This is a genomic window from Secundilactobacillus paracollinoides, assembly GCF_001702155.1.
Taxonomy (GTDB): domain Bacteria; phylum Bacillota; class Bacilli; order Lactobacillales; family Lactobacillaceae; genus Secundilactobacillus; species Secundilactobacillus paracollinoides.
This window is the reverse complement of record NZ_CP014912.1, coordinates 1,354,682-1,376,026: the sequence shown is the minus strand read 5'-3', so window position 1 is coordinate 1,376,026 and position 21,345 is coordinate 1,354,682. Positions and strand designations below refer to the sequence as shown.

General features: G+C 44.5%; 14 protein-coding genes and 2 pseudogenes. 5 read left to right on the top strand and 11 right to left on the bottom strand.

Annotated features, from left to right (window positions below; genetic code table 11):
• Positions 1 to 55 precede the first annotated feature (55 nt).
• From AYR61_RS15330 to AYR61_RS15155, 6 genes are all read right to left on the bottom strand, one after another.
• Positions 56 to 196 (bottom strand): hypothetical protein, encoded by a 141-nt coding sequence (locus AYR61_RS15330; protein ID WP_169790382.1) that lies wholly within the window; start codon positions 194 to 196, stop codon positions 56 to 58.
• Between the two features lie 360 nt (positions 197 to 556).
• Entirely contained in the window at positions 557 to 1,165 is a 609-nt protein-coding gene (locus tag AYR61_RS05800; RefSeq protein ID WP_065902110.1) for a hypothetical protein, read from the bottom strand.
• 98 nt (positions 1,166 to 1,263) lie between these two features.
• On the bottom strand, positions 1,264 to 1,695 hold the full coding sequence (locus AYR61_RS05795; protein ID WP_054707384.1) for a universal stress protein: 432 nt from the start codon (positions 1,693 to 1,695) through the stop codon (positions 1,264 to 1,266).
• 90 nt (positions 1,696 to 1,785) lie between these two features.
• Positions 1,786 to 2,268 (bottom strand): GNAT family N-acetyltransferase, encoded by a 483-nt coding sequence (locus AYR61_RS05790; protein WP_054707387.1) that lies wholly within the window; start codon positions 2,266 to 2,268, stop codon positions 1,786 to 1,788.
• A gap of 176 nt (positions 2,269 to 2,444) precedes the next feature.
• Positions 2,445 to 3,791, bottom strand: coding sequence for an NADP-specific glutamate dehydrogenase (gene gdhA / locus AYR61_RS05785; RefSeq protein WP_056987046.1), 1,347 nt, complete (start codon positions 3,789 to 3,791; stop codon positions 2,445 to 2,447).
• A 1,933-nt stretch (positions 3,792 to 5,724) separates the two neighbouring features.
• Positions 5,725 to 6,000: a hypothetical protein gene (locus tag AYR61_RS15155; RefSeq protein ID WP_156770464.1), complete on the bottom strand. Its 276-nt coding sequence runs from the start codon at positions 5,998 to 6,000 to the stop codon at positions 5,725 to 5,727.
• 779 nt (positions 6,001 to 6,779) lie between these two features.
• Here AYR61_RS15155 and AYR61_RS05775 point away from each other — a divergent pair.
• From AYR61_RS05775 to AYR61_RS05765, 3 genes are read left to right on the top strand one after another with little or no spacing between them, the layout of a single operon-like run.
• Positions 6,780 to 7,073, top strand: coding sequence for a hypothetical protein (locus tag AYR61_RS05775; protein WP_056987047.1), 294 nt, complete (start codon positions 6,780 to 6,782; stop codon positions 7,071 to 7,073).
• Positions 7,033 to 8,256 carry a hypothetical protein gene (locus AYR61_RS05770; protein ID WP_065902106.1) on the top strand — a complete coding sequence of 408 codons (1,224 nt, stop codon included), beginning with the start codon at positions 7,033 to 7,035 and terminating at the stop codon, positions 8,254 to 8,256. Before AYR61_RS05775 ends, AYR61_RS05770 begins: the two co-directional genes overlap by 41 nt.
• A gap of 24 nt (positions 8,257 to 8,280) precedes the next feature.
• Positions 8,281 to 11,205 carry a beta strand repeat-containing protein gene (locus tag AYR61_RS05765; RefSeq protein ID WP_156770463.1) on the top strand — a complete coding sequence of 975 codons (2,925 nt, stop codon included), beginning with the start codon at positions 8,281 to 8,283 and terminating at the stop codon, positions 11,203 to 11,205.
• A 325-nt stretch (positions 11,206 to 11,530) separates the two neighbouring features.
• Here AYR61_RS05765 and AYR61_RS05760 read toward each other — a convergent pair whose 3' ends face one another.
• Positions 11,531 to 11,965 (bottom strand): GNAT family N-acetyltransferase, encoded by a 435-nt coding sequence (locus tag AYR61_RS05760; RefSeq protein ID WP_065902102.1) that lies wholly within the window; start codon positions 11,963 to 11,965, stop codon positions 11,531 to 11,533.
• Between the two features lie 584 nt (positions 11,966 to 12,549).
• On the opposite strand from AYR61_RS05760, the gene AYR61_RS05755 reads away from it, so the two are divergent.
• Positions 12,550 to 13,491 carry an L-lactate dehydrogenase gene (locus AYR61_RS05755; protein WP_054707408.1) on the top strand — a complete coding sequence of 314 codons (942 nt, stop codon included), beginning with the start codon at positions 12,550 to 12,552 and terminating at the stop codon, positions 13,489 to 13,491.
• Positions 13,492 to 14,017: 526 nt separating this feature from the next.
• Positions 14,018 to 15,401: pseudogene (gene ltrA / locus AYR61_RS05750) on the top strand (group II intron reverse transcriptase/maturase).
• A 641-nt stretch (positions 15,402 to 16,042) separates the two neighbouring features.
• Here the strand turns inward: ltrA and AYR61_RS05745 are convergent.
• From AYR61_RS05745 to AYR61_RS15870, 4 genes and pseudogenes are all read right to left on the bottom strand, one after another.
• Entirely contained in the window at positions 16,043 to 16,672 is a 630-nt protein-coding gene (locus AYR61_RS05745) for an ATP-binding cassette domain-containing protein (RefSeq protein ID WP_191982288.1), read from the bottom strand.
• Positions 16,669 to 18,705 carry a hypothetical protein gene (locus tag AYR61_RS05740; RefSeq protein ID WP_191982287.1) on the bottom strand — a complete coding sequence of 679 codons (2,037 nt, stop codon included), beginning with the start codon at positions 18,703 to 18,705 and terminating at the stop codon, positions 16,669 to 16,671. The genes AYR61_RS05745 and AYR61_RS05740 overlap by 4 nt, the downstream gene beginning before the upstream one ends.
• Before the next feature lie 65 nt (positions 18,706 to 18,770).
• Complete coding sequence (locus AYR61_RS05735) at positions 18,771 to 19,196, bottom strand: hypothetical protein (protein ID WP_156652783.1); 426 nt, start codon at positions 19,194 to 19,196, stop codon at positions 18,771 to 18,773.
• A 198-nt stretch (positions 19,197 to 19,394) separates the two neighbouring features.
• Positions 19,395 to 21,299 (bottom strand): annotated as a pseudogene (locus AYR61_RS15870) (flavocytochrome c); the annotation flags it as partial.
• Between the last annotated feature and the right edge of the window lie 46 nt (positions 21,300 to 21,345).

The following is a 21,345-nucleotide window of genomic DNA, read 5'->3' as shown; positions in this document are numbered from 1 at the left end:
TAAAGAATCCCCCGTTCTTAAATTGCCGTCTGCACTCCCATACAGTGATGCTAAATTACGACGTTTTTGCTAACAGATACGATTGCACAAGGTTCTCCAACAAACTTGCGACACTGGTATCTTCTTCAACAGCGATGATCTTCAATTGTTTGATCATGTCGCTATCAAGCGTCGTGGTAAACTTCTTTTTCCCCATCGAAGTCAACTCCTCCAAATATTTAATTTTATAAGTACATAGACATTGTAAGGGTTTTAATCTGGGAAGTAAATACGTGTGAATAAGTTTTTTAACAAAAATTTTGTTCTGTTTGAAATAAGTGCTAATCAGATACATTATAACCAACAAGTGTTTAAAATATTTATTTTATGTGTGAATATTTATTAGGTAAAGATGGGTTAACTTTCAATTGATCTTGGCAAGCGAAACCCTATTACTAGGAATTTTTTGATAAAAAATTATAAATTTGTGCAAAATAAAAAGACTTAAATAAAATTAATTCAGTCTTTTGACACCTTATACCTCCAGGAGTATTTTTCTTGAGCCGGTATTTTTTATTTAGTTATTCAACCCACTAAACGTAACCGTCCCATTCTTAATAGTAATGATCACATTCCCGGCCGCATTCTTCAACTGCAAGGTATACTGTGCCTTCAGCGTTTTATTGATCGACTTGCTAACTTTCAGATAGTTTGTCTTCAACGACGTCAGTGATTTTTGGTTCTTGCTTGGATATTTCCAAATGGTGGCAATTGCCTTTTTAAACTTTGGCTTCTGAGCGGTAACCGTGTAGGTCTTTGTCGCTTTATCAAACGTCACTGGACCCTGATTAACGTACATCTTGTTCAACTGCTTCAACACAGCCGTTTCATTATTGGCGAGATTCTTAGCAGCCGTCTGTTCGGAGTCCCGCTCGGCAAAGAACTGTGAGTTTGCTAATTTCTTTGAAGAACTAGACGACTTCGCAGAATTGGTCGCGTTGTTGCTTGACCCCCACGTAAAGCCGTTCTTCCACAGGCCGACCCCACTGCCGACCAGACAGATGATACTGATAAATGTAATCGCGCGGGTCACGCCTACTAACCCGTCGTAATGTGCTGCGTACCACCAGGCTACCCCGCCGATGGCCGTTGAAATAATAAAAACAATGACTAATACAAGCCACATAATGATTCCCCCTAGTTAATGTAGCGTGTGCTATAAGTGACGGACACCGAAATTGCAACTCACAAAACACGTTTTCTTTTTAATGACACTAAATCCTATTAATGAACAAGCGTGACGTTTTCTCTGACGTGGCTCAGGATATCGGGAACTTTGTGTCCCAGCAGGTCCGTTGCTAAATGGCGCTCGCCGTACGCACCCATCACGAGGTGACAGACGTTATCGAGGTTGGCGAACCGGGCAATTTTGAGCACCGGGTCGCCATACATGACGGACCAGATGAAACGCAAGTCAGCCTCCGCTGCCATTTCGCTGTGCCGTTGCATGTTGAACGCGCCGAGCGCCTCTTGCGTTTCAATCCAGGTCTCCCACTGGTCTTCATCGTAAGGCAGCGTTTGAACAGTGTCGATCACGTAGATGCCGTAAACTGACTTATGCCGTTCTGCAGCAAGGTCCAAGGCGTAATTAAAGATCCGGTTTGCGTTCTTCGTATTTTCCATTGCGACAACAACGTAGTTTCCCTGTTCAGACATGCAGCGGGTCCCTCCTATTTTAGGTCCTAATCTACTCTCTTAACAATAGCAAACTCCATCTCATCTGTCAGCCGAGACGCCACACAATTCCTAAATAAGTTGCGTACAGTACACCTGTTCAATACAGTCGTGGTCATCGCGCACGGTTTGGGTCAGGACAAAGCCTTGTTCAAGATAAAAGTGCACCGCCGAAACGTTATCCCGCAGCACCCATAGATATGCCGTGCGGTACCGTCGTTTCAACTGGTCTAGGGCCGCGGTCAACAGCCGCGGTCCCAGTCCCCGGTGCTGGTATGCCGGCAAAATATAAATGGCATACACCTCGCCCCAGTCAGCCAACTCAGGTGTTCGCGAAGGCCCATACGTGCAAACACCCACGAGTTCACCCGCATCCGTTTCTGCCAGAAACATCCGCCGCCACTGCTGATCTGGATGCCACACAGCTGTTGTCAGGCCATCCAAAAATGTCTGGTCAAACAACCCCGCGTACGTCGCCCGCCAAGTGGTCAAATATAGTTGTGCGATCGCCTGAAAATCGTCTGTTTTCCGTGCCGGTCGAATTCGCATCCGCATCAGTTCTTTCCTATTATGTCTCCTCCTAGTTTAGCATGCCACGCCCAAAACCGGTTTCTAAAGATTTGCACACTTGTGTTAAATTTCCAAGAGACCGCAAAACCCCCAATCAGAATAAACGGGTTCTGACTGGGGGTTCACTAATGTTGTGTGACAATTTATTCTTTTATTGAAGCCTAGATAACACCCTGAGCTAACATGGCATCGGCCACCTTGTTGAAGCCGGCAATGTTGGCGCCAGCAAGGTAGTTCTTGCCCAAGCCGTACTCTTCAGCAGCGGCTTGAGATTCATCAAAGATGTTTTGCATAATGTCTTTCAACCGGTTGTCGACTTCTTCAAAGGTCCAAGAAAGTCGTTCGCTGTTTTGACTCATTTCAAGGGCAGAAACGGCAACCCCACCGGCATTGGCAGCCTTAGCTGGGCCGAGGAGCACGTTGGCCTTGCTGAAGGCAGTCACAGCAGCTGGCGTACATGGCATGTTGGCCCCTGAAGCCACCACGGTCGCACCGTTCTTGATGACACGGTCAGCTTGGTCAGCATCGATTTCGTTTTGAGTGGCACATGGTAACGCAATGTCGTAGTCAGCATCGAAGTCCCATACGGACCCTTCATGGTATTCCGCTGTTGACACACGGTCGGCGTAATCCTTGATCCGGCCGCGTTCAACTTCCTTGATCTGTTGAATGACCTTGTAGTCAATACCATTAGGATCGTAAACGAAACCGTTGGAATCAGAAGCCGTCACAACTGTGGCACCTAATTCAGTTGCCTTTTGGATGGCATAGATGGCAACGTTCCCGGAGCCGGAAACTTTGATCTTCTTGCCGTCTAACGTTTCGTTGTTAGCAGCTAACAGCGCCTTGGTATAGTACAACAGGCCAAAACCGGTGGCTTCAGTCCGAGCTAAACTCCCGCCGTAGCTCAAGCCTTTCCCGGTTAAGATGCCACGTTCTGCACCGCGTAACCGACGATATTGGCCGTATAAGAAGCCAATTTCACGACAGCCGACACCAATATCACCGGCTGGCACGTCAATGTCTAACCCAATGTGGCGTTGTAATTCGGTCATGAAGCTTTGACAGAAGCGCATGACTTCGCCGTCGGACTTACCCTTCGGATCAAAGTCACTCCCACCTTTACCACCACCAATTGGCAGGCCGGTCAGGGAGTTTTTGAAGATCTGTTCAAACCCTAGGAACTTCACGATTGATAAATTGACGGTTGGGTGTAATCGCAACCCACCCTTGTAAGGGCCGATGGCAGCGCTGAATTGAACCCGGAAACCACGGTTCACTTGGACGTTACCATCATCGTCAACCCACGGCACCCGGAATTGGAAGGCCCGTTCCGGTTCAACGAGGCGGCCAACGATATTGGCTTTTACGTATTCCGGATGTTTTTCCAAAACGGGTGCGATTGTCTTAAAGAAATTATCGATAGCTTCCAAAAATTCAGGCTGGTTAGGGTCACGCTGTTCAAGTTGTGCACGAACTGATGCTAAATAATCTGTTGCTTCTGTCAAATTAAATCAATCCTCTCGTGAGTGAAATCAGTAAGTTAAAACTGTATGAGACTAGTATAGCACATTAAAAAACGCTAATAATTATACTCAAGGCTAATTTAAATGCATTGTGAGCGCATGAGTTAGCGGGTTTTCGGAGTGTTGTCTCATCAAATTTTAATTTTTTGTTACAAAATTGGAATATTTTGATATAGGGTGTTAAAGTCCATTAATAGCAAGGATTGACGTATCAAAAAAATTTGCAAAATAATCATTGGTATAATTTCTAAGTTAAAAATAGTCCTGGTAGGAATATTTGCATCATAATTGTATGTGGATTAGGTATTACTTTAAGCTTGATTAAGTATTTTGAATTAATTTTTACCCTTGTACTGGGCTAACGTGTAACGGACTCTGGCAAAAAAGTCAGACCCGGACTTTTCTGCTGTTTGGTTTCTGAGCAGTTTTGGCGACGTGCTTCGCTTTTACCGTGCCGAAACGTGTTCCGCAAGGCTGAGGGCTCCTGCGTAAGGCACTTCGACCCAAAAAGTCAGGCCCGGACTTTTCGGGTCAAAGTGCCTTACGCTCCGCCCTCAAAACGCCTTGCTCCACACTCTACAAAAACACCCACTAGCGCTGTATTCTAGTGGGTGTGCAATATTTTTTTATTTACCGGTCCCGCATCATCAAGGGGGTGGGATGAGTTGGGACGATTTACCTTGGTGTGATCAGTGTTTGGAGGACGCTGATCAGATTTTATAGAGAGGTGAATGGGGTAATTTGGGAATCGTTAGGCATTTTGTTTGGGGGTATTACTTTATTTGGAATCTCTTTAAGTGGGATGTTGCTGCTTGAGAGGTGTTTCTTGAATCCTGTTTATGCTTGAGGAATGTTGGTTGTTCAGAAATCTCTTTATTTGGGGTTAGCTCAATGCAGGAGCTAGTTTTCTTTAGTTAATGAACCTGTGTTAATAAGCGAGTGTGGAATCGAAATCGTTGCGTTACAGTGCGTATTCAGTAGTTTTTCCATAAAAAGGACTTTCTTTCTGATCTGTGCTGTAGTTGTTATGAACTTGATGTTCGAAATCTATGTTACGGTCGTGGGCTTAATGGCAGCTTAAAATGAAATAAAGGCCTGATAAAGATTGGTAAGAAACTATTAAGCGCGTATGTAGTCATATTTGAGTGGTTGACTGTCACTTCGCTGCGCCAGTCGGCCCTGCAGGCTGTAGTGGGGTCGCTACTGCCTGCAATGCCGACCGGCTCCACTACGCTACAATTGCTAGACTAATCAACAACAATGATACCGTTGTATTAGTATCGATCAACTACAAACTGTTTGATTCTAACTTTAGTTTCAAGCATTGTTAACAGTGGGCCATAAGCAGTCGAGGGCGGATTTCTCTACAAACTGTCTTTGCCTGAATTTCAATATTTAACAACCGTCTGAAATATGCACCATGTGAGTGGAATGCAGCAATTTGGCACGGAGCTGCGGTGTCGACATCAGTTAGCGACCGTTCTATGGTCGGTTACTGATGTGCGAGACGATGGAGATCCATTCGAGTGGCGCGCAGCAACAATCGAATTAGCTTCATCGCGAGCCACCACACGGAGTGCCAAATTGCGGAATGTAACGGACTCCCTATCAACGCAAAAAAAGCACCAGATCCCTCAATCCAGCGCTAAAACAATACTGTAAGAATTTAGAATCCATGCACCAGCTAAACTTAGATGGTATTCAGCCAGGCACAGTGGTGATGAAACAAAATAAGACTGTTAACTCCAATACTAGGAATTGACAGTCTTATTTGAATGCGTTGTAACAGTTTCCTACGCTGCAACGATGACTTTTTGAAACTCTCCCTAGTTATCCACTCGTGTTGCAATGAAACTACCTTGCCGCATAAATCGATACTCCCTAGTCTCGATTTATTTTCCTAAACGTCGTGAATCTACCGACCGGCCAGTAATCTTGGCTCAGCCGTTTCACTCAGTTGATGTAAGTATGTGTCTTCAGCTTCTTCCCTAAGCTGGCAGGCACGTTCATATGTTGTCACCGTCTTGTTCAACACGTATTGACCGTTGTAACGCAGGCGGGCAACATATAGTCCCGTTCGTTTGACGTATGAAACGCCAATGTGGCCGGAGCGGTTTTGCTTACTGCGTCGTAGTGACGAGTAGCAAACGCCGTCTTCATTTTTGAGCTGTGACGCGTTGTTTGCTTTCATTTGAATGAAGGCATCGTTGTCACTGCTCCGTCTGGCTGAGTCTTCGCGTCGTAGACACCCGCAGCTCTTGGTTCTCCCTTTCCGCAAGCGGTAGGAATCTACTACGCACTGTTGACCGCAGTCACACTGACAAATCCAACGGGCATCGCCATTCGCAGCATTTAATGTTGCTCGGGCGATCACCGTTAACCGGTTGTATCGCTTACCAATTAAATCAATGGCACGCAATCGCATTTCCCCCTATCTATTGATAACCCTTAAAATTCCCTCTTGATCTTGGTATGTAAGCTGTCAACACCTCACTCCCCCGAGCTTGTGTTGACGTTACTCACGCCAATGACTGTTGCCAGCCACTTGAAACTGTCCTATAAATCGATTTTCAACTTCACCGGTTCTTTGGCATCGGCACCATTAACGAAAACTGTTTTTAGATGACTGGTCACCCTTATGACCAACCACATTGTCAATGCATACAATGAGTTGAGATTCGGTTTTGTCTCAAGCAGCCATAGATTTTATTACCCGATCAGTTACCGTTGTGAATCAGATTAATAATCCACGCAGATGGTGTATAATCAAGTGGTAATAGCGTGACCATTATTTTCGTAATGTGTCACCTCTCTATACCCAAAATTCTAGAGTGAAAACGTCTAAAACTCAACCCTTTGCGCGTGTGCGTTTTTTTGAAATTTTGCAAAAAACGCACACACACTATTTGTTAAATATGTGTAATCATTAGCATTGGGGAGGGTGAGCAGACCCGGAGGTGAACCCCACAGATGAATTATGCGACTTTGTTTAACGATGACGACCAGACCAGCTTTATCGTGCTGCACCTTTTGACAGACTCGGACTCCGGGACTATCTCACGTGCCGAGCTCGCAGAAAAGCTGGAACTGACCCGTTACCAATTAGATAAATGTTTCGATAATTTAAATAATGATTTAAGCCTGGTCGCAGGTGAGGCTCCGAGTTACGTCGATGAGGCCATTCAAGGCATCTGGCACGTCAACAATGTGACAGCAGATATGTTTGCAGCGCATTCAACTGCAGTACCTTTATCGGGCAACTAAGTATGTGATTCTGGAGTACCAATTCTTCTACTCAACACTATCGGGTAAAACGGCTTCTGCCGAAGCGAATCACCTGAGCCGGTCCACCTTTTACAGCGGCGAACGGGCTTTAGCGAAGCTATTAAAGAAGGAAAACTTCTACGAGCCCACAAGTTTGGTCGAAGATCCCGAGTTCACCATCCGCCTCCATCTTTTCCAGTTGTACTACACCCTGTTCAACGACATTGATGATCCATTTCCAGATCTGGACGACCTCGTCACGAAGTTACTGGACTGTTACCATCAGTGTTTTGACCGGACACTTGCACCTACTCAGGAAGTCAAATTGAGCTTCTTTTTGAAGGTCTGGCTCAAACGGTTAGGCAACCAAGAAAATTTAACTGAAGAAACGATCAAAACGCCAGTTACTGACGAAACAGCAACTGGCTTTCTGACACAGATTCAAGACTTATTACGCGACACATACAGCGTCAGCCAACAGGAATTGGATTACGTCTACTACTTCCTATTATCACAGGATCTCGTTTCACCTAAAGATGACCAGGAACTTGCGGCAACTTTTCCGCTAGCCAAGCGCCTGACAGATGACTTCATCACCTCGTTACAGGGCGGTCGGATCATCGTTTCACGCGACAAGTTAAACTGGACAGAACTTCGCGACAGTCTGTTCAGCGTCCACATGCAGTACACGTCGTTTTACATTGAGCCCACCACGTTCACCGATCCCAGCAAGACCACCTTCTTCCGGGATCTGTACCCGGCCTTTGACGTGATCATCACGCGTTTCATTACGAACCTTGTGCAGTCACATCTCGTGCCGGTCAACGGCAACAGTCAGGTCAACCTGTACTTTAGCTACATGTTCTCACTGATCAATTCCGTACCGCCGGAAGCCGTGGTCGATCGCGTACACATCTTCGTAGACTTCTCACAGGGATGCCTGTATAGCAGCTACGTTAAGAAATCACTCAATGCATTTGATAACGCCAACCTCGTTTTGGAGAGCGAGTTGAGCGACGATGTCGACATCTACATTTCTGACTTTCACTCAAAGAAAGTCACGGCACCGCAAGTCGTTTGGCAAGATCCGCCGACCCCTAATGATTGGTCGAATCTTGCTGATATGATCTTGGAACGTAAACATAGTAAATTAAAACAGTTAAGCACCACTAACGATTCATAGGGGAATGCCAGAAAGGAGGGGCGAATGATGAAGGTCACAGGGGAGAAGCACGACCACCAATTCAGCAAATGGCTCACGCTAGGTGTGGCATCATCCGTATTATTTTTAGCAAGCCAGACGACGCAGCTCGCACCAGCTAAGACTGTCCATGCTGATAATGCGTCTTCATCATCTGAAATCGCAGCAGCACAGGATACCATGCCAGTAGCTGGTTCAAGCTTTAGTAAGTCTGGCGACACGTTTACGTCGACAACTAATCAATGGAAGCTAGTTGGATCAACCTCTGATTACACCATGTTTGCCACTAACGTCACGACTGTTGGCGGGCACACGGTCTATTCTGCAGACTCTCAATTCGTCCTTCTCTTTAATAGTGACCAAGATCTGAGTAAGGGCACCTATGTCATTAACGGTCGTAAAATTGATGGTGACGGCTATGATGGCGGTAGTTTCCGCTCATTGACCATTGATGGCCAGACCTACTATGGCATCTATCTCGATGGTGCCATGGTTGACGACGTGCTTAAAAGAAACATCCAGGGGCAATTGTCCAGCTTACAGATAAAAAATGGGCCAACTGGTGTGTCTTCGTCGATTGCCCTCGATTTTTATGAGCGATTAACTGTGCACCTGCCAGTGATTTCTGGCATTACGGATCAAAACTCGGTTGCTGCAGCGTTGAAGGGTCAAACGGCAAATGCCTATGTCAGCGATGATTTAGGTGACTCAAATATCTTTAACATCAACCTGATTTCTTCAGATATTGAGGCAACGCCGACTTCAAGTACTGGCAGTTATACGTTGAACGACAGTGGCGAACAGCGGATTGCGGCTCAGTTAACGCTTCAGGATATTCTGAATGCGTCTACTAGTTTTAACGTCATTCAGCCAGGCCCCAGCTCGTCTAGTTCCAGCACCAGTTCTTCCAGTTCAAGTTCGTCCACCAAGCCCTCTGATGGCACTGGTTCGGATGGTAACGATACTGGGACAACTGGCACGGATTCAACTAGTTCGACGAGTTCGTCTACCACTGACAATTCAGGGACTAAGACATCTTCAGACTCTTCAACAGATAGCTCGACCGATTCTAATGGTGGATCCGACACTGATTCCACAGGTGCTGATAACTCATCATCAACATCGACCACACCCATTTCAAACACCATCAATTATGTGAATGAATATGGCAGTAAGGTCGGTTCAACAACGATCAGTGGTGTCCAGGATGTTGCGGACACGCTTGATGTATCCGCAACGTTGCCTCAGGGTTACGTTCTGGCCGATGGTCAAGACGCAAAGGTGCAATACACCTTCACCCCTGATGGCACGTTAACCGTGCAGGTCAAAAAGGCCCCAGCGATCCTCGTTTCTGGGACTGTGACCTACGTCGATCAGGACGGTAACACTGTTGGTACCCCTAAAACCATGACGGTAACGGCCAATTCAATGCACATTTACACGGCAGTTGTGCCAGCCGGTTACGAATTAGCTTCTGGTCAGCGGGCGTCGGTTCCCTATCTCTGGACAAATGCGGATAGCACTAAGAACAACCTGACGATCCATCTCGTTAAGTTGTCTGCGCAGGATTACGGTACTGTAACTGTGAACTATGTCGATGCAGATACTGGCAAGATTCTCGACACTGAAACCTTTACCGGCGTTGTTGGTGATCGGGTACCGTTTGACACAACAACTGTTGTCAGCGGGTTTTTAAAGGATGGCTATCTGGTTCAAAACAACGAAACGTTAGGTGCCGCTTGGTACACGACTGCTGGTCAGACGCTTACTGTGACGCTAAAGAAGCAAGCAGGTACTGGTGGTAATACTGGCGATAACGGTTCTACCGGCAATGATACTGGTGACAATGGTTCTACTGGTACTGGTAACAATTCTGGTGACAATGGTTCTACTGGTACTGGTAACAATACTGGTGACAACGGATCTACTGGTACTGGTAATAATACTGGTGACAATGGTTCTACTGGTACTGGTAACAATACTGGTGACAATGGCTCTACTGGCTCTGGTAATAATACTGGCGACAATGGCTCTACTGGCAACAACACTGGTGATAGCAGTTCTACCGGCACTGGCAATAACACAGGTGACAATAGTTCTACTGGTACCGGCAGTGACACTAATGGCAGTGGCGACTCGGATAGTAACGCTTCCGGCGCTAATGGCACAACTGGCACTGGCAGTAATGGTGCAACAGATACTACTGGTAATAATGACACGAAAGGTACTGGATCAAAAGAAAACGGTACGGCTTCTGGTACTAAAAAGACTGACGCTGGCGCCAAATCAAATTCCGGCGACAACTCAAATTCTTCAAAGACACCAAAACTTGCAACCCGGGTCAAATTACCATCAACCATGAAACAACCGGGTTCAAGCAACAGCAACACCACCGCTGCTTCAACAAATAACGGTGAAAACACTACTCCTATGGCAACTGATACTCCTAATACGTCGTCAACGGCCGCAAACGATGCTGACTTACCAACAGCCAGTGCCGCCTTTGTAACGTTGGCTGACAATGAACCATCTCCAAATACTGACGCAACCACCCCATCTACGGCGGATGCAACACCGCAGACGGCTGCTCAGGCCCAGAACAACACGCCTTCAAACGACTCAACCTCAGCACAGCAAGCTGCTGCGCAAAAGGCCGCCGAAGCCGCTGCCACCCAGCAACGACAAATTACTGCAGCTAAGAAGGCAGCTGCCGCTCGACGCGCTTCTCATGAGCGTGTTCAGCGTGAAGCTTTGAAACAGTTAGAAGACGCGAACCAACGCGACCAATTTGCCCACCAGAGCGTTGCCTTTTCCGGTAGCGGCCATGGTCATCAACACGGTGATGGTGGTCCCGCTGGTGGCGGCGATGCCGTTACTGAACTTGGAAAGTACTTCTCTGTTTTGTCGGGAAAGATCAACTTTGGTCGGTAGGTTGGCATGTTTTGTGGATAGTAAAACGCCAATCATCTGCAGTTAATGCTGATGGTTGGCGTTTTTTTGGTGCTGTTATTTTATATTCTGGGAATGTCTGTTGTTACTTTTTATTAAAAGCCCTGTTCAGAAGATATGGCAGGTACTCTTATGAGTCTTTTGCGAACTCTAGCTACATTGCTTGCAGTTCTACTCTTACATAGCCGAAACGTGCTCCTGAAGGGCAAGGGGCGGAGTGTAAGCAACTTCCGGCACCAAATCCAAGACCGGGATTTGATGCCGAAAGTCGCTTACACTCCGCCCCTAAGCGCCCTTCTTCCGCACTCTACAACTTCATCTCCCACATCTCTTCCCCAACCGTCTCATCCTTATGCGCAGTTGCGGTCTTAAACCCGTGATGCTGGAAGAATGCCGTTGCTGCTTCGTTTTCTTGGAAGACGCTGAGTTTCAGGTGGTTGTGCGTTGCCTTTAACGCAAACATCAGCATGCCGCCCACGCCCTTTCTCTGGTCAGTTGTCTTCGTGTACACGCCGCGGACGACCTCGCCATCCAGCATCGCAAAACCGAGAATCGTTTCATCATCCTCGTCCATCACCGCAATGACATCATCTTCACGTAGTTCTTTAGCGACTGCCTCGCGTTGATGCCGCCAATATTCTGGTTGAATAAAGTCATGACTGGCCAAGTTGCTCGACAGCCAAATGCCCATTAACTGATCCATCTGGGCATCCGTAATTCCGTTTAAATTTTTAATTTGCATCGTTTACCCTCTAATCTATCCACAATCTATAATTGAATTCTTTCTCTCATGATAAGGTAGTCTCTTTTCTTGCAAAATACCACCCTTTTAACTCAGACTTGGAAAACTTTTTAGTGGTAACCAGCCCCATGAGAACGGCATTCATTGTAAATCGATTACATTTAATCTGTTTTTAATCTTGATTTTATGTTCCTTTAATGATAAATTAAGCACATACTACAAGCGAGGTAATTGACTATGAAAAACACGAACACGTCAACTAAATCTTTAGTCATCCGGGTCGTCGTCATTTAGCGTACGGGCCGTTGATTTAGTGCCCGTATAATCCACGGGCAGTGTTGGTGCAAACCAGGGGCTGTTCATTAAGCTTCTGGCTTTTTTTATAGCACAAGGACTCGCAAAGGAGGTCAGGCCAATGAAATAAACCGGCGTCACAGCACGCAAGATTACATAGTAACCACACAATAACGGGATGTGTTTTTCAGTTATCGCCCGTTTCGAGCTTCAAAATGATCACTAAGCAGCTGTACCTGGGCATGCCCCAGTGCCTGACTTAGTAAATTAAATCTGGAGGGATTTTTAAAATGACACGTAAAATTGGTATTATCGGTATGGGTAACGTTGGCGCAGCTGCAGCACACTACGTCGTTGCCATGGGCTTTGCGGATGATTTAGTATTGATCGATACACGGACAGACAAGGTGGAAGCTGATGCGTTGGACCTTCGCGATGCCATTGCGAACTTGCCATACCACACTAACATCTTCACCAACGACTATTCGAAGTTATCGGATGCTGACGTCATCATCTCAGCCATTGGGAACATCAAGTTGCAGGATAACCCAACGGACGACCGGTTCGCTGAACTCCCATTTACCCGAGTTCAAGTACCGCGCGCTGCTAAGCAGATCAAGGAATCCGGCTTCAACGGCAAGATCGTTGTTATCACCAACCCAGTGGATGTGATCACCTCAATCTACCAAGAAGTGACCGGCCTGCCTAAGAACCACGTTATCGGAACAGGGACCTTGCTTGATTCCGCTCGGATGCGTCGTTCAGTTGCTGAACAGTTAAACATCGACTCACGTTCCGTTGTCGGCTATAACTTGGGCGAACACGGTAACTCCCAATTTACAGCCTGGTCAACGGTTCGGGTTCTGGGTCATCCCATTACCGAAATTGCTGAAAAACGTGGCCTCGATTTAAACGAACTTGATCATTTGGCCCGCATCGGTGGGCACACCGTGTTCCATGGCAAAAAGTACACCAATTACGGGGTTGCTACTTCTGCCGTCCGGCTAGCCTACACGATCATGAGTGACGCTCAAACTGAACTGCCAGTGTCAAACTACCGCGAAGAGTACGGCACCTACCTTTCATATCCCGCCATCGTTGGCCGGGACGGCGTTCAAGAACAGCTGCAACTCGATCTAACTGAAGAAGAACTTAAGAAGTTACAGACTTCTGCCGACTTCATCAAGACGAAGTTCGCTGAAAGTCGTGATGATATCGACTCAAACAAGTAAGCCTTGCTTGCTGATTCATCAATTGAAGTGCAAAATTGCGACATCCGTTTCTCTGACACCTCAGCCCCTTCTCAGCTGGGGTGTTTTTGTGGTGCGCCCGGCATGGGCGCCAACTAGACGGTGAAAGTCCGTTGCGGGCCGTAGTAGTCGGAACCGCAAGTCAATGACAAGGGTGTCCATCGTGAGGTGGAATCTGAAGGAAGTCGGCGACAAAGTACCGCATTGATGTACAAGAATCAGCTATAAGGCTGTGTTGGTCGGACGAGGTTGCCAAACAAACCAAAGTCCAATACTACTCGAGGCCATCGCAGTAAAGCTGGCAATGACATGGTACGAAAGTGGGCGTTCTTACCCGGGGAGGCCTGTATCGTACGTTCCCGACAAGAGGCGCGCTAAGCGCCACAGGAACAAACATCGCAGTGATGTGGTGCAGAACGATACAGGAGTCAGCCGAGGCCATAGTAGTGGTATCTGCCACGAAGGGCTGAACAATAATAGGTCATCATTGATATTGGAGGTGGAGACAGTGCAACAACCGCAGAATACAGAAAAAGCTGACCGCCGGCGGACAGTAGGACTGGAAGCCCAAGAACAAGTCGGGGTGCGTAGCACTGACTCTGGTGAAAATACGATGATGAACGGCACTAAGTTTCAAGAGTTAGTCTTAGACCGAAATAACCTGAACGAGGCTTATCTTCGCGTCTGCAGAAACAAAGGTGCAGCAGGACTAGACGGAATGACCGTTGACGAACTGTTGCCCTACTTGAGGAAACATAAACAGGAATTACTGCAAGCTTTACAAAACGAGACCTATCGGCCTCGTCCCGTTAAGCGGGTTGAAATTCCAAAACCTAATGGTGGTAAACGCAAGCTCGGAATACCAACTGTGATTGACCGACTTGTTCAACAAGCCATGGCGCAAGTCATGGTGCCAACATTTGAGCGTGTCTTCTCAGATAATAGTTTTGGGTTCCGACCGAATCGAAGTGCTAAAGATGCCATTGATAGAGTGGTTCAGTTCTACAATCAGGGCTATCACTATGTCGTGGATCTCGATTTAAAAGCATACTTCGATACGGTCAACCACGATCTGCTTATTAAATTTATTGAGCAGTATATTACGGATCCATGGATACTGCATCTCATTCGTCGCTTCCTAACCAGCGGTGTCATGAATGGTGGTCTATTTGAACGAAGTGATAAAGGCACCCCCTCAAGGTGGCCCCTTATCGCCACTTTTGGCTAACATTTATCTCAACGAACTGGATAAGCTGTTAACTTCCAGAGGTCATAAGTTTGTCCGCTATGCGGACGATTGTAATATTTATGTCCGAAGCAAACGTGCTGGAGAACGGGTTCTGACTAATGTTACTCGCTTTCTTGAAGGCGACCTAAAGGTCACCGTCAATGAGGACAAGACATCAGTAAGTTCGCCTCTGCGGGCCAAGTTCCTGGGATTTTCCTTGGGGGTTGGTCGAGGAGGTGCGTATGCGCGACCTGCTTGGCAGGCCAAGCAACGCATCAAGTCTGCACTCAGGAAAATGACCAAGCGCAATCGGGGCGTTTCGTTAAACCTGGTGTTTAACGAGATTCATCAAAAGATGCGTGGGTGGTTACAGTACTATTCGGTCGGGAAAATGACCAATTTTATCCGTCACTTAGACGAATGGTTGCGAGCAAGGATTCGCCAGTATATTTGGAAACAGTGGAAGAAGCTCAAAACAAAGGTCAATCATCTTGTAAAACTGGGGCTTTCTGGCACCAGTGCTTATACAATGGCCAATACCCGTAAGGGTTATTGGCGAACTGCGCATAGCAAGACATTGACCTATACTCTGACAAACAAAAGACTGGAACGCCTTGGACTCATCAATATGAGCAAGACACTCCAGTCAATACAAAGTGCTTAAATTATTGAACCGCCGTATACGGAACCGTACGTACGGTGGTGTGAGAGGTCGGTAATTGAATTAATCAATTACCTCCTACTCGATTGCCAACAGTATCATCCGACTATTGTAGACCACATACTTTACGCAATAACGACTAATCGTTTCTGAGGTGCTTTCTGGTCATAAACACGTCTATAATAACGTCTCATTATCAGTCATATTATGCATCACTATTAGGTCTAATTTGTGTAATAGCTTATTTCAATACAACGACAATTAACGAATGACCAACATAATTATAAATATTGTTTGTTAAACCACCGTCTTAAGAATAAATTGTACGCAATACATTTTTGCAAAAAGCATTGTATTTAAACCCTTTTCAAGGTATAATTACTTTACTCGATACTTGTAATTGAGTACTAGGCTATTGGAGACTCCCTCACAACATTCCCCTATAATTGTTGTGAGGGTTTTATTGTAAAAAACGATAGAGATGCTTGAAATTGAAAGTTTTTAAAAGTGAGCATTCTTAAAAACATCGACACCAAAAATAATTACTCGCTACCCACTAAAACGTAGAATAGCTAGTTGGTAATTCAAAATATTGGAAACTTATCGCCATACTTTGAAAAAAAATTACAAAAATCTAAGATTCATCATATATACATAACTTCGTCAAAAAATTCATCAAATTGATTGGCATGAGTCACTAAAATTATAGTTTTACCACTCTGTTGTAATTTACTTAGTAAGTTCATAACTACAAAGCCATTTTCATCGTCTAATGATCCAGTAGGCTCATCAGCAATAATGATTTTACTTGGCTTAATGAAAGCTCTCGCAATTGCAATTCTTTGTTGTTCACCACCACTTAGTGTATAAGCACGTTGCTTAAGATTGAAGTTATCCAATCCAACTTGACTTAGAGCAATTTTAAAGAGTTCTTTTTCCTCACCTTTTTTTATTTTCAAAAACTTGCTTGATATTGATAAATTCTCCTCAATAGTTAAGTTAGGAATTAGTAAAGAATTTTGAAAAACAAAACTTAAAATTGTTTTGTAGTAATTGCGAATTTTTGACTTGCTAACGTTTGAAACATCAACGTCATTAAACAAAACCTTCCCAGTAGAGGCTTCTTCAGTTAAACCAATTATATTCAAAAATGTACTTTTTCCTGTCCCGCTTGCCCCTTTTATAGCAGTAAAGCTATTAGATTTAAATTGGTGTGTTATTGGTCCAAATATCTTTCGATCATTAAACTTTTTACTTATACTTTTCACAGTCACTTCCAAATATCAGTACCTCGGATTTCTTTTAATTTTAAATAGATTGCGCTATAACTGATAAAAAGATCTGTTAACCCAAGTATCAAACAGAAACCGATAGAGGATATGCCGTCACGATTTAAAATTTGAACAAAAATAACACCACTCCAGAAAATGGAACTAATTAAAAAATAACTACTGGATATCTGAAGAAGAGAATATCCGGACAATCTCTTTAAAAAGAACGTCTTACCATTAGTAATTAAATAGGCTTCTGCAGCAAATAGAGTTAATGCTAAGTAACTGATTACCAGCAGAAAACTAAGTATTCCAATCATTGTATTTGCTTTTACGTTCTGATCAAAAATAGTCGCAACTAGTTTTTGTGCAGAAACCATTTTCGGGTAATCTCCTGAAATGATACTTTTCCTAATGAACTTTTCAACTTGACCGTCTTTATCCTGGAAGAAAAAATTATTTGAATCTCCTGCAATATTATCAGCAAAAACTGAAGCTGGAAGTTTCATAAGCTGCTGTGGTAAAACAAAGATTATCGGATTCTTCAAAGCTGAATATTCATCAAAAAATTTGATTAATTTTGGATTACTTTTAATAGACTGATAATGCAACTTTGGTATCTTAACGTTGTTTCCCAGCTTATCAGAAACTCCTAAGCTCCTACCTAATGAGGACGCTTCTTCAAAATATCTTTTTTGCATAATTTTCATAATTTTATCTGTATGGTTGGAAAGATTTTTCGGAATGAGAACCGTAGCAAAATTTGTATTTTCATGGATTGTTAACTTTTTCCCCTGATTTGTTTTCAAATCATTAATTCTAATGTATTCAGGAGAAACATAAACGATATTGCTTCTAATAGTGCTCTTTTTAATCCTTTTATGTTCAAACAGCCTATTTTTAGTTTCATCAGTTGGTGCAAAAATAAGTAACTTGTGTGCGTATAAATTTGTAAATAAATTTTGCGTCGCCTTAATATGCAAGTCTGGCCTTTCCTCTTCAAATTTAAGCATACTTCTAGTTGGCATTAAAGGTACATTAGAGTATCCTGCTAAAACAGTATTCGTCTTATTACTATTTGACAATGACAGAGCAGTTTGCGTAACTTCTGGAACAAATTTCAAGCTAACAATTACTAAAGCCAGCATAAGTATGGTTTTAAAGAAGATATTCATTTGAAAAATTCTTTTTGCTGGATATTTTCCCTTTAAGTAAAAATTTTTAGGCTGATATATGAATACATATGCTATATATAGAATCATCGAAATAGTCATGGCAATTGATACAAATGCTATTACCGCTAGATCACTATATATGAGCCACCAGAAACTTTCATAAATAAATCTGATTGATATTAACCCAGTTAACAGGATTACTATTAACGTGGATTGAAAAAGGTTCTTCAGGTTGGCTTTTGCCTGAAAGCAAATTATATTCCACCTTGAATATCCAAATAGTATTCGAAGACTTATTTCTTTAAAGGATAGCAATTGTTCAATAATCTGTGCAAACAGTAAAAGCATAATACTGATTATTAAAACTAATAATAATTGTTGCTTATGAGCAACAAAAGGTGTGTATTGTTTTTGTCTAGCTTTATCAACCGTTATCCTTGGCTCGTTAAATTGCTTCACTAAATATTTCTGCACATCATAAGAGGATAATTTTTGACTTGGCTTCATAAAAAAAGTTCCTCCGAGTAGACTATTAGATGGCAGACTATTGATATTTTCAATGATAATTTTCCCAAAAATATCTTTCTCAATAATATCCTTCGATGATTTTACTTGTATTCCTTGTTCATTTGGAAAATAGAAATAAGTGGTTGATTTTGTGACGATATTGTTTTCTTTTTTGATAATTTTCCAATGCTTTTTTACTAAACCATTCAGTTTAGTTAGATTCATAGAAGTATCTCTATCAATACTAATTGGTAAATTCACTCTGTACATTTCCTTTTCAATAGATGAAGTTACCTGATTGTAGTGAGCATTCATAAAAGCAGGAAAAATAATCAAAAAAGAAAGCGTCGTCATGAAAATCAACAGTAATTTGTTGACTATCTTCATTTCACGGCACTTCCTTTTTCAGTCACAGATTTCTATTTATAATCGTAATATGAATTATTAGAACTATAACTCCAATATGAAGGAGTTTCTGCTTTCGCCCAAGTATTTTTAGCCTCCCACCCTGTTTTTGTGTAATGCTTATTCATCATGGCTGTGGCTCGATGTGTACGGTTGCATTTAAAGTCCGCAAATTGAGAAAATTTCAAAAGTCCATGAACCCCATAATTGAATGTTCCTCCCAAAGGGTGCGTGGTCATTTTTCCAAGAGAATCTTTACCCCCAACGATTATTTTACTTCCCTCAGACGAACGGTTAACAACAGCCGTATCTGAGGCGTATGCTTGACCACTATGAATATCTTGATTTGCTGTTTCTGAAACCGAAGCATTGGCAACCGTTCCTCCAACTGTTAATAGCGCAACACCTAATGCCACTTTCACCAAACTTTTTTTCATCATAATTCCCTTCAGTTATAAATTCAGCAAATTAAACTAATTACTACATCCTTTTAGTTTCGTTTAGCTGCTGATGTCATTATAAAAAACTAATGTAAATGTTTTATGTCGAACTTGTAAAGATCGTGTAAAGGTCAATTTACGCAAAAAATCGATTTCTCCGTCAAAAGAGAAACCGATTTTTAAAAATATATTTAACCGCTAATCAGTCTTAGAAGCTGAAGAAACAGTATCCACCAGCTCGCCAATTGCCGTCTTAGCAGCAATTGGACCAAAGGTGAAGATGTCAGCTAATGAGTTCCCACCGAGACGATTTCCGGCATGTAACCCACCAGCAACTTCCCCAGCTGCGTACAAACCGCTGATCTTAGCACCGTCCTTATCCAAAACATGCGCATCCGGATCAATGGTCAGACCACCCATAGTATGGTGAATGGCTGGCCGCCGCGGCGTTGCGTAGAATGGCGCGTGTTCAACCTTCAAATCAAAGACGTTCTTGCCGAATTCTGGGTCCTTGCCGGCATCGACGTAACTGTTGTACTTGGCAACGGTATCCTTCAAGGCCGCAGCGTCCACGTTGATCTGGTCTGCCAAATCATCCAGGGTGTCCGCCTTAAATAACCGGCCTTCTTTGACCTGTTGTTCTAGCTTGTCTTCACTGGTGTTGTAAGCCGTCTTCTTGATCTCGTTATCGGCGATCAAGTAGAACAACCCACCATTATCAAAGGCCGCCTGAGCCAGCACGTCACGTTCAGCAAATTCGTTCACGAACCGCTTCCCCTTGTTGTTGACCATCACAAAGTTTGCGGGTGGGCATTGAATCCCGGAGAACAGTTCGCCGGTCTCAGGATCCGCAACGGGCATCATTTGGATGAAGCCCATCCCGAATTCCCCAGCATTGACACTTTCGCCAAGTCGGATCCCGTCACCAGTGATGGCTGGCGAGTTCGTTGTGGCAATGTTGTCATCGATGGTTGACCAGTACGTGTTGTACTTCTGCACCATCTTCGTGTTGGCACCAAAGCCACCGGCAGCCAAAATAACGGCTTGCGCGTGGATGGTGATGGTTTGACCATTGGCCTTCTTCACGATAACGCCCTTGACCTGACCATTTTCATGGATCAGTTCCGTCACGGGACTTTCCAGCAAAATTTGGCCGTTGTGGGCCTTGATGTAGTCGCCTAACGCTGAGATGTAGCCAAAGCCGGCTTCTTGCACAGGCTTATGACCACGGCGCCAGAGCGCACCAACGGGCATCGTGACTTGCGAGTAATCAAAGTCAACGCCGATCTTATCCAGCCATTTTTGTGAGGCCAGCGCGTTGTCAGTCAACTTCTTAACCAGTGGATACTTCCCGAAGATCCGGTTGCCCTTCAGATCGGTCCGCACACCGCCCAAGTAAGTCTGGATCCGGTGCAGTTCAACGGAGTCAAACAGGTACTCGTGGCCAGATTTCTTGGTATCAGCCAAATAATCGGTAATTTGTTTTTGCAGGGTCTTGAAGTCTTCTTGGTAGTCGGCATCAATATCGTTGACGTACATGTCCACAAAAGCCTGCAGCGACTTGTCTTCACCAGGAAGGGCATCGAACTTGCTCTGCCAGTCTGGGTCAGCCGCGTTCATTGGGCCCCCGGCACGGACGGTGTTGCCGCCAAGTGCCGCAGTCTTCTCAAGTAAAACGACCTTCTTGCCCTGATCTAACACAGTGGCAGCTGCTGACAAGCCAGCACCCCCGCCACCGATCACAGCAACATCCGTTTCGATGGTCTTATCCTCGGTATCGGCATTCGGGTTCACGTATTTCGCACGGGCCTTCAGCGCATCCGGGTTCCCGCCAGCTTGTTGTACGGCTTCGGCAACCCCGTTGATGATCCCGTGACTGGTGTCAGAAGCACCGGTCACAACATCCACATTTAAGGTTTGACCAGCAACGATTTCAGCAGGTAGTTTCACGTAAGCCGTGTCGCCGATTCCCTTCGTTTCAGTATCGCCCTTCACTTCAACGGCTTCGATCCGGTCGTCTGACAGGGTGACATCAAGCGGAAAATCACCGTTGTGTCCCTTGGCCTGAACCGTGTACTTGCCAGCTTTAAAATGTTGGTCGTCCTGAGCAGGCACGGCAATTGGAGAGGCCGCTTCCGTCTTTGACGCA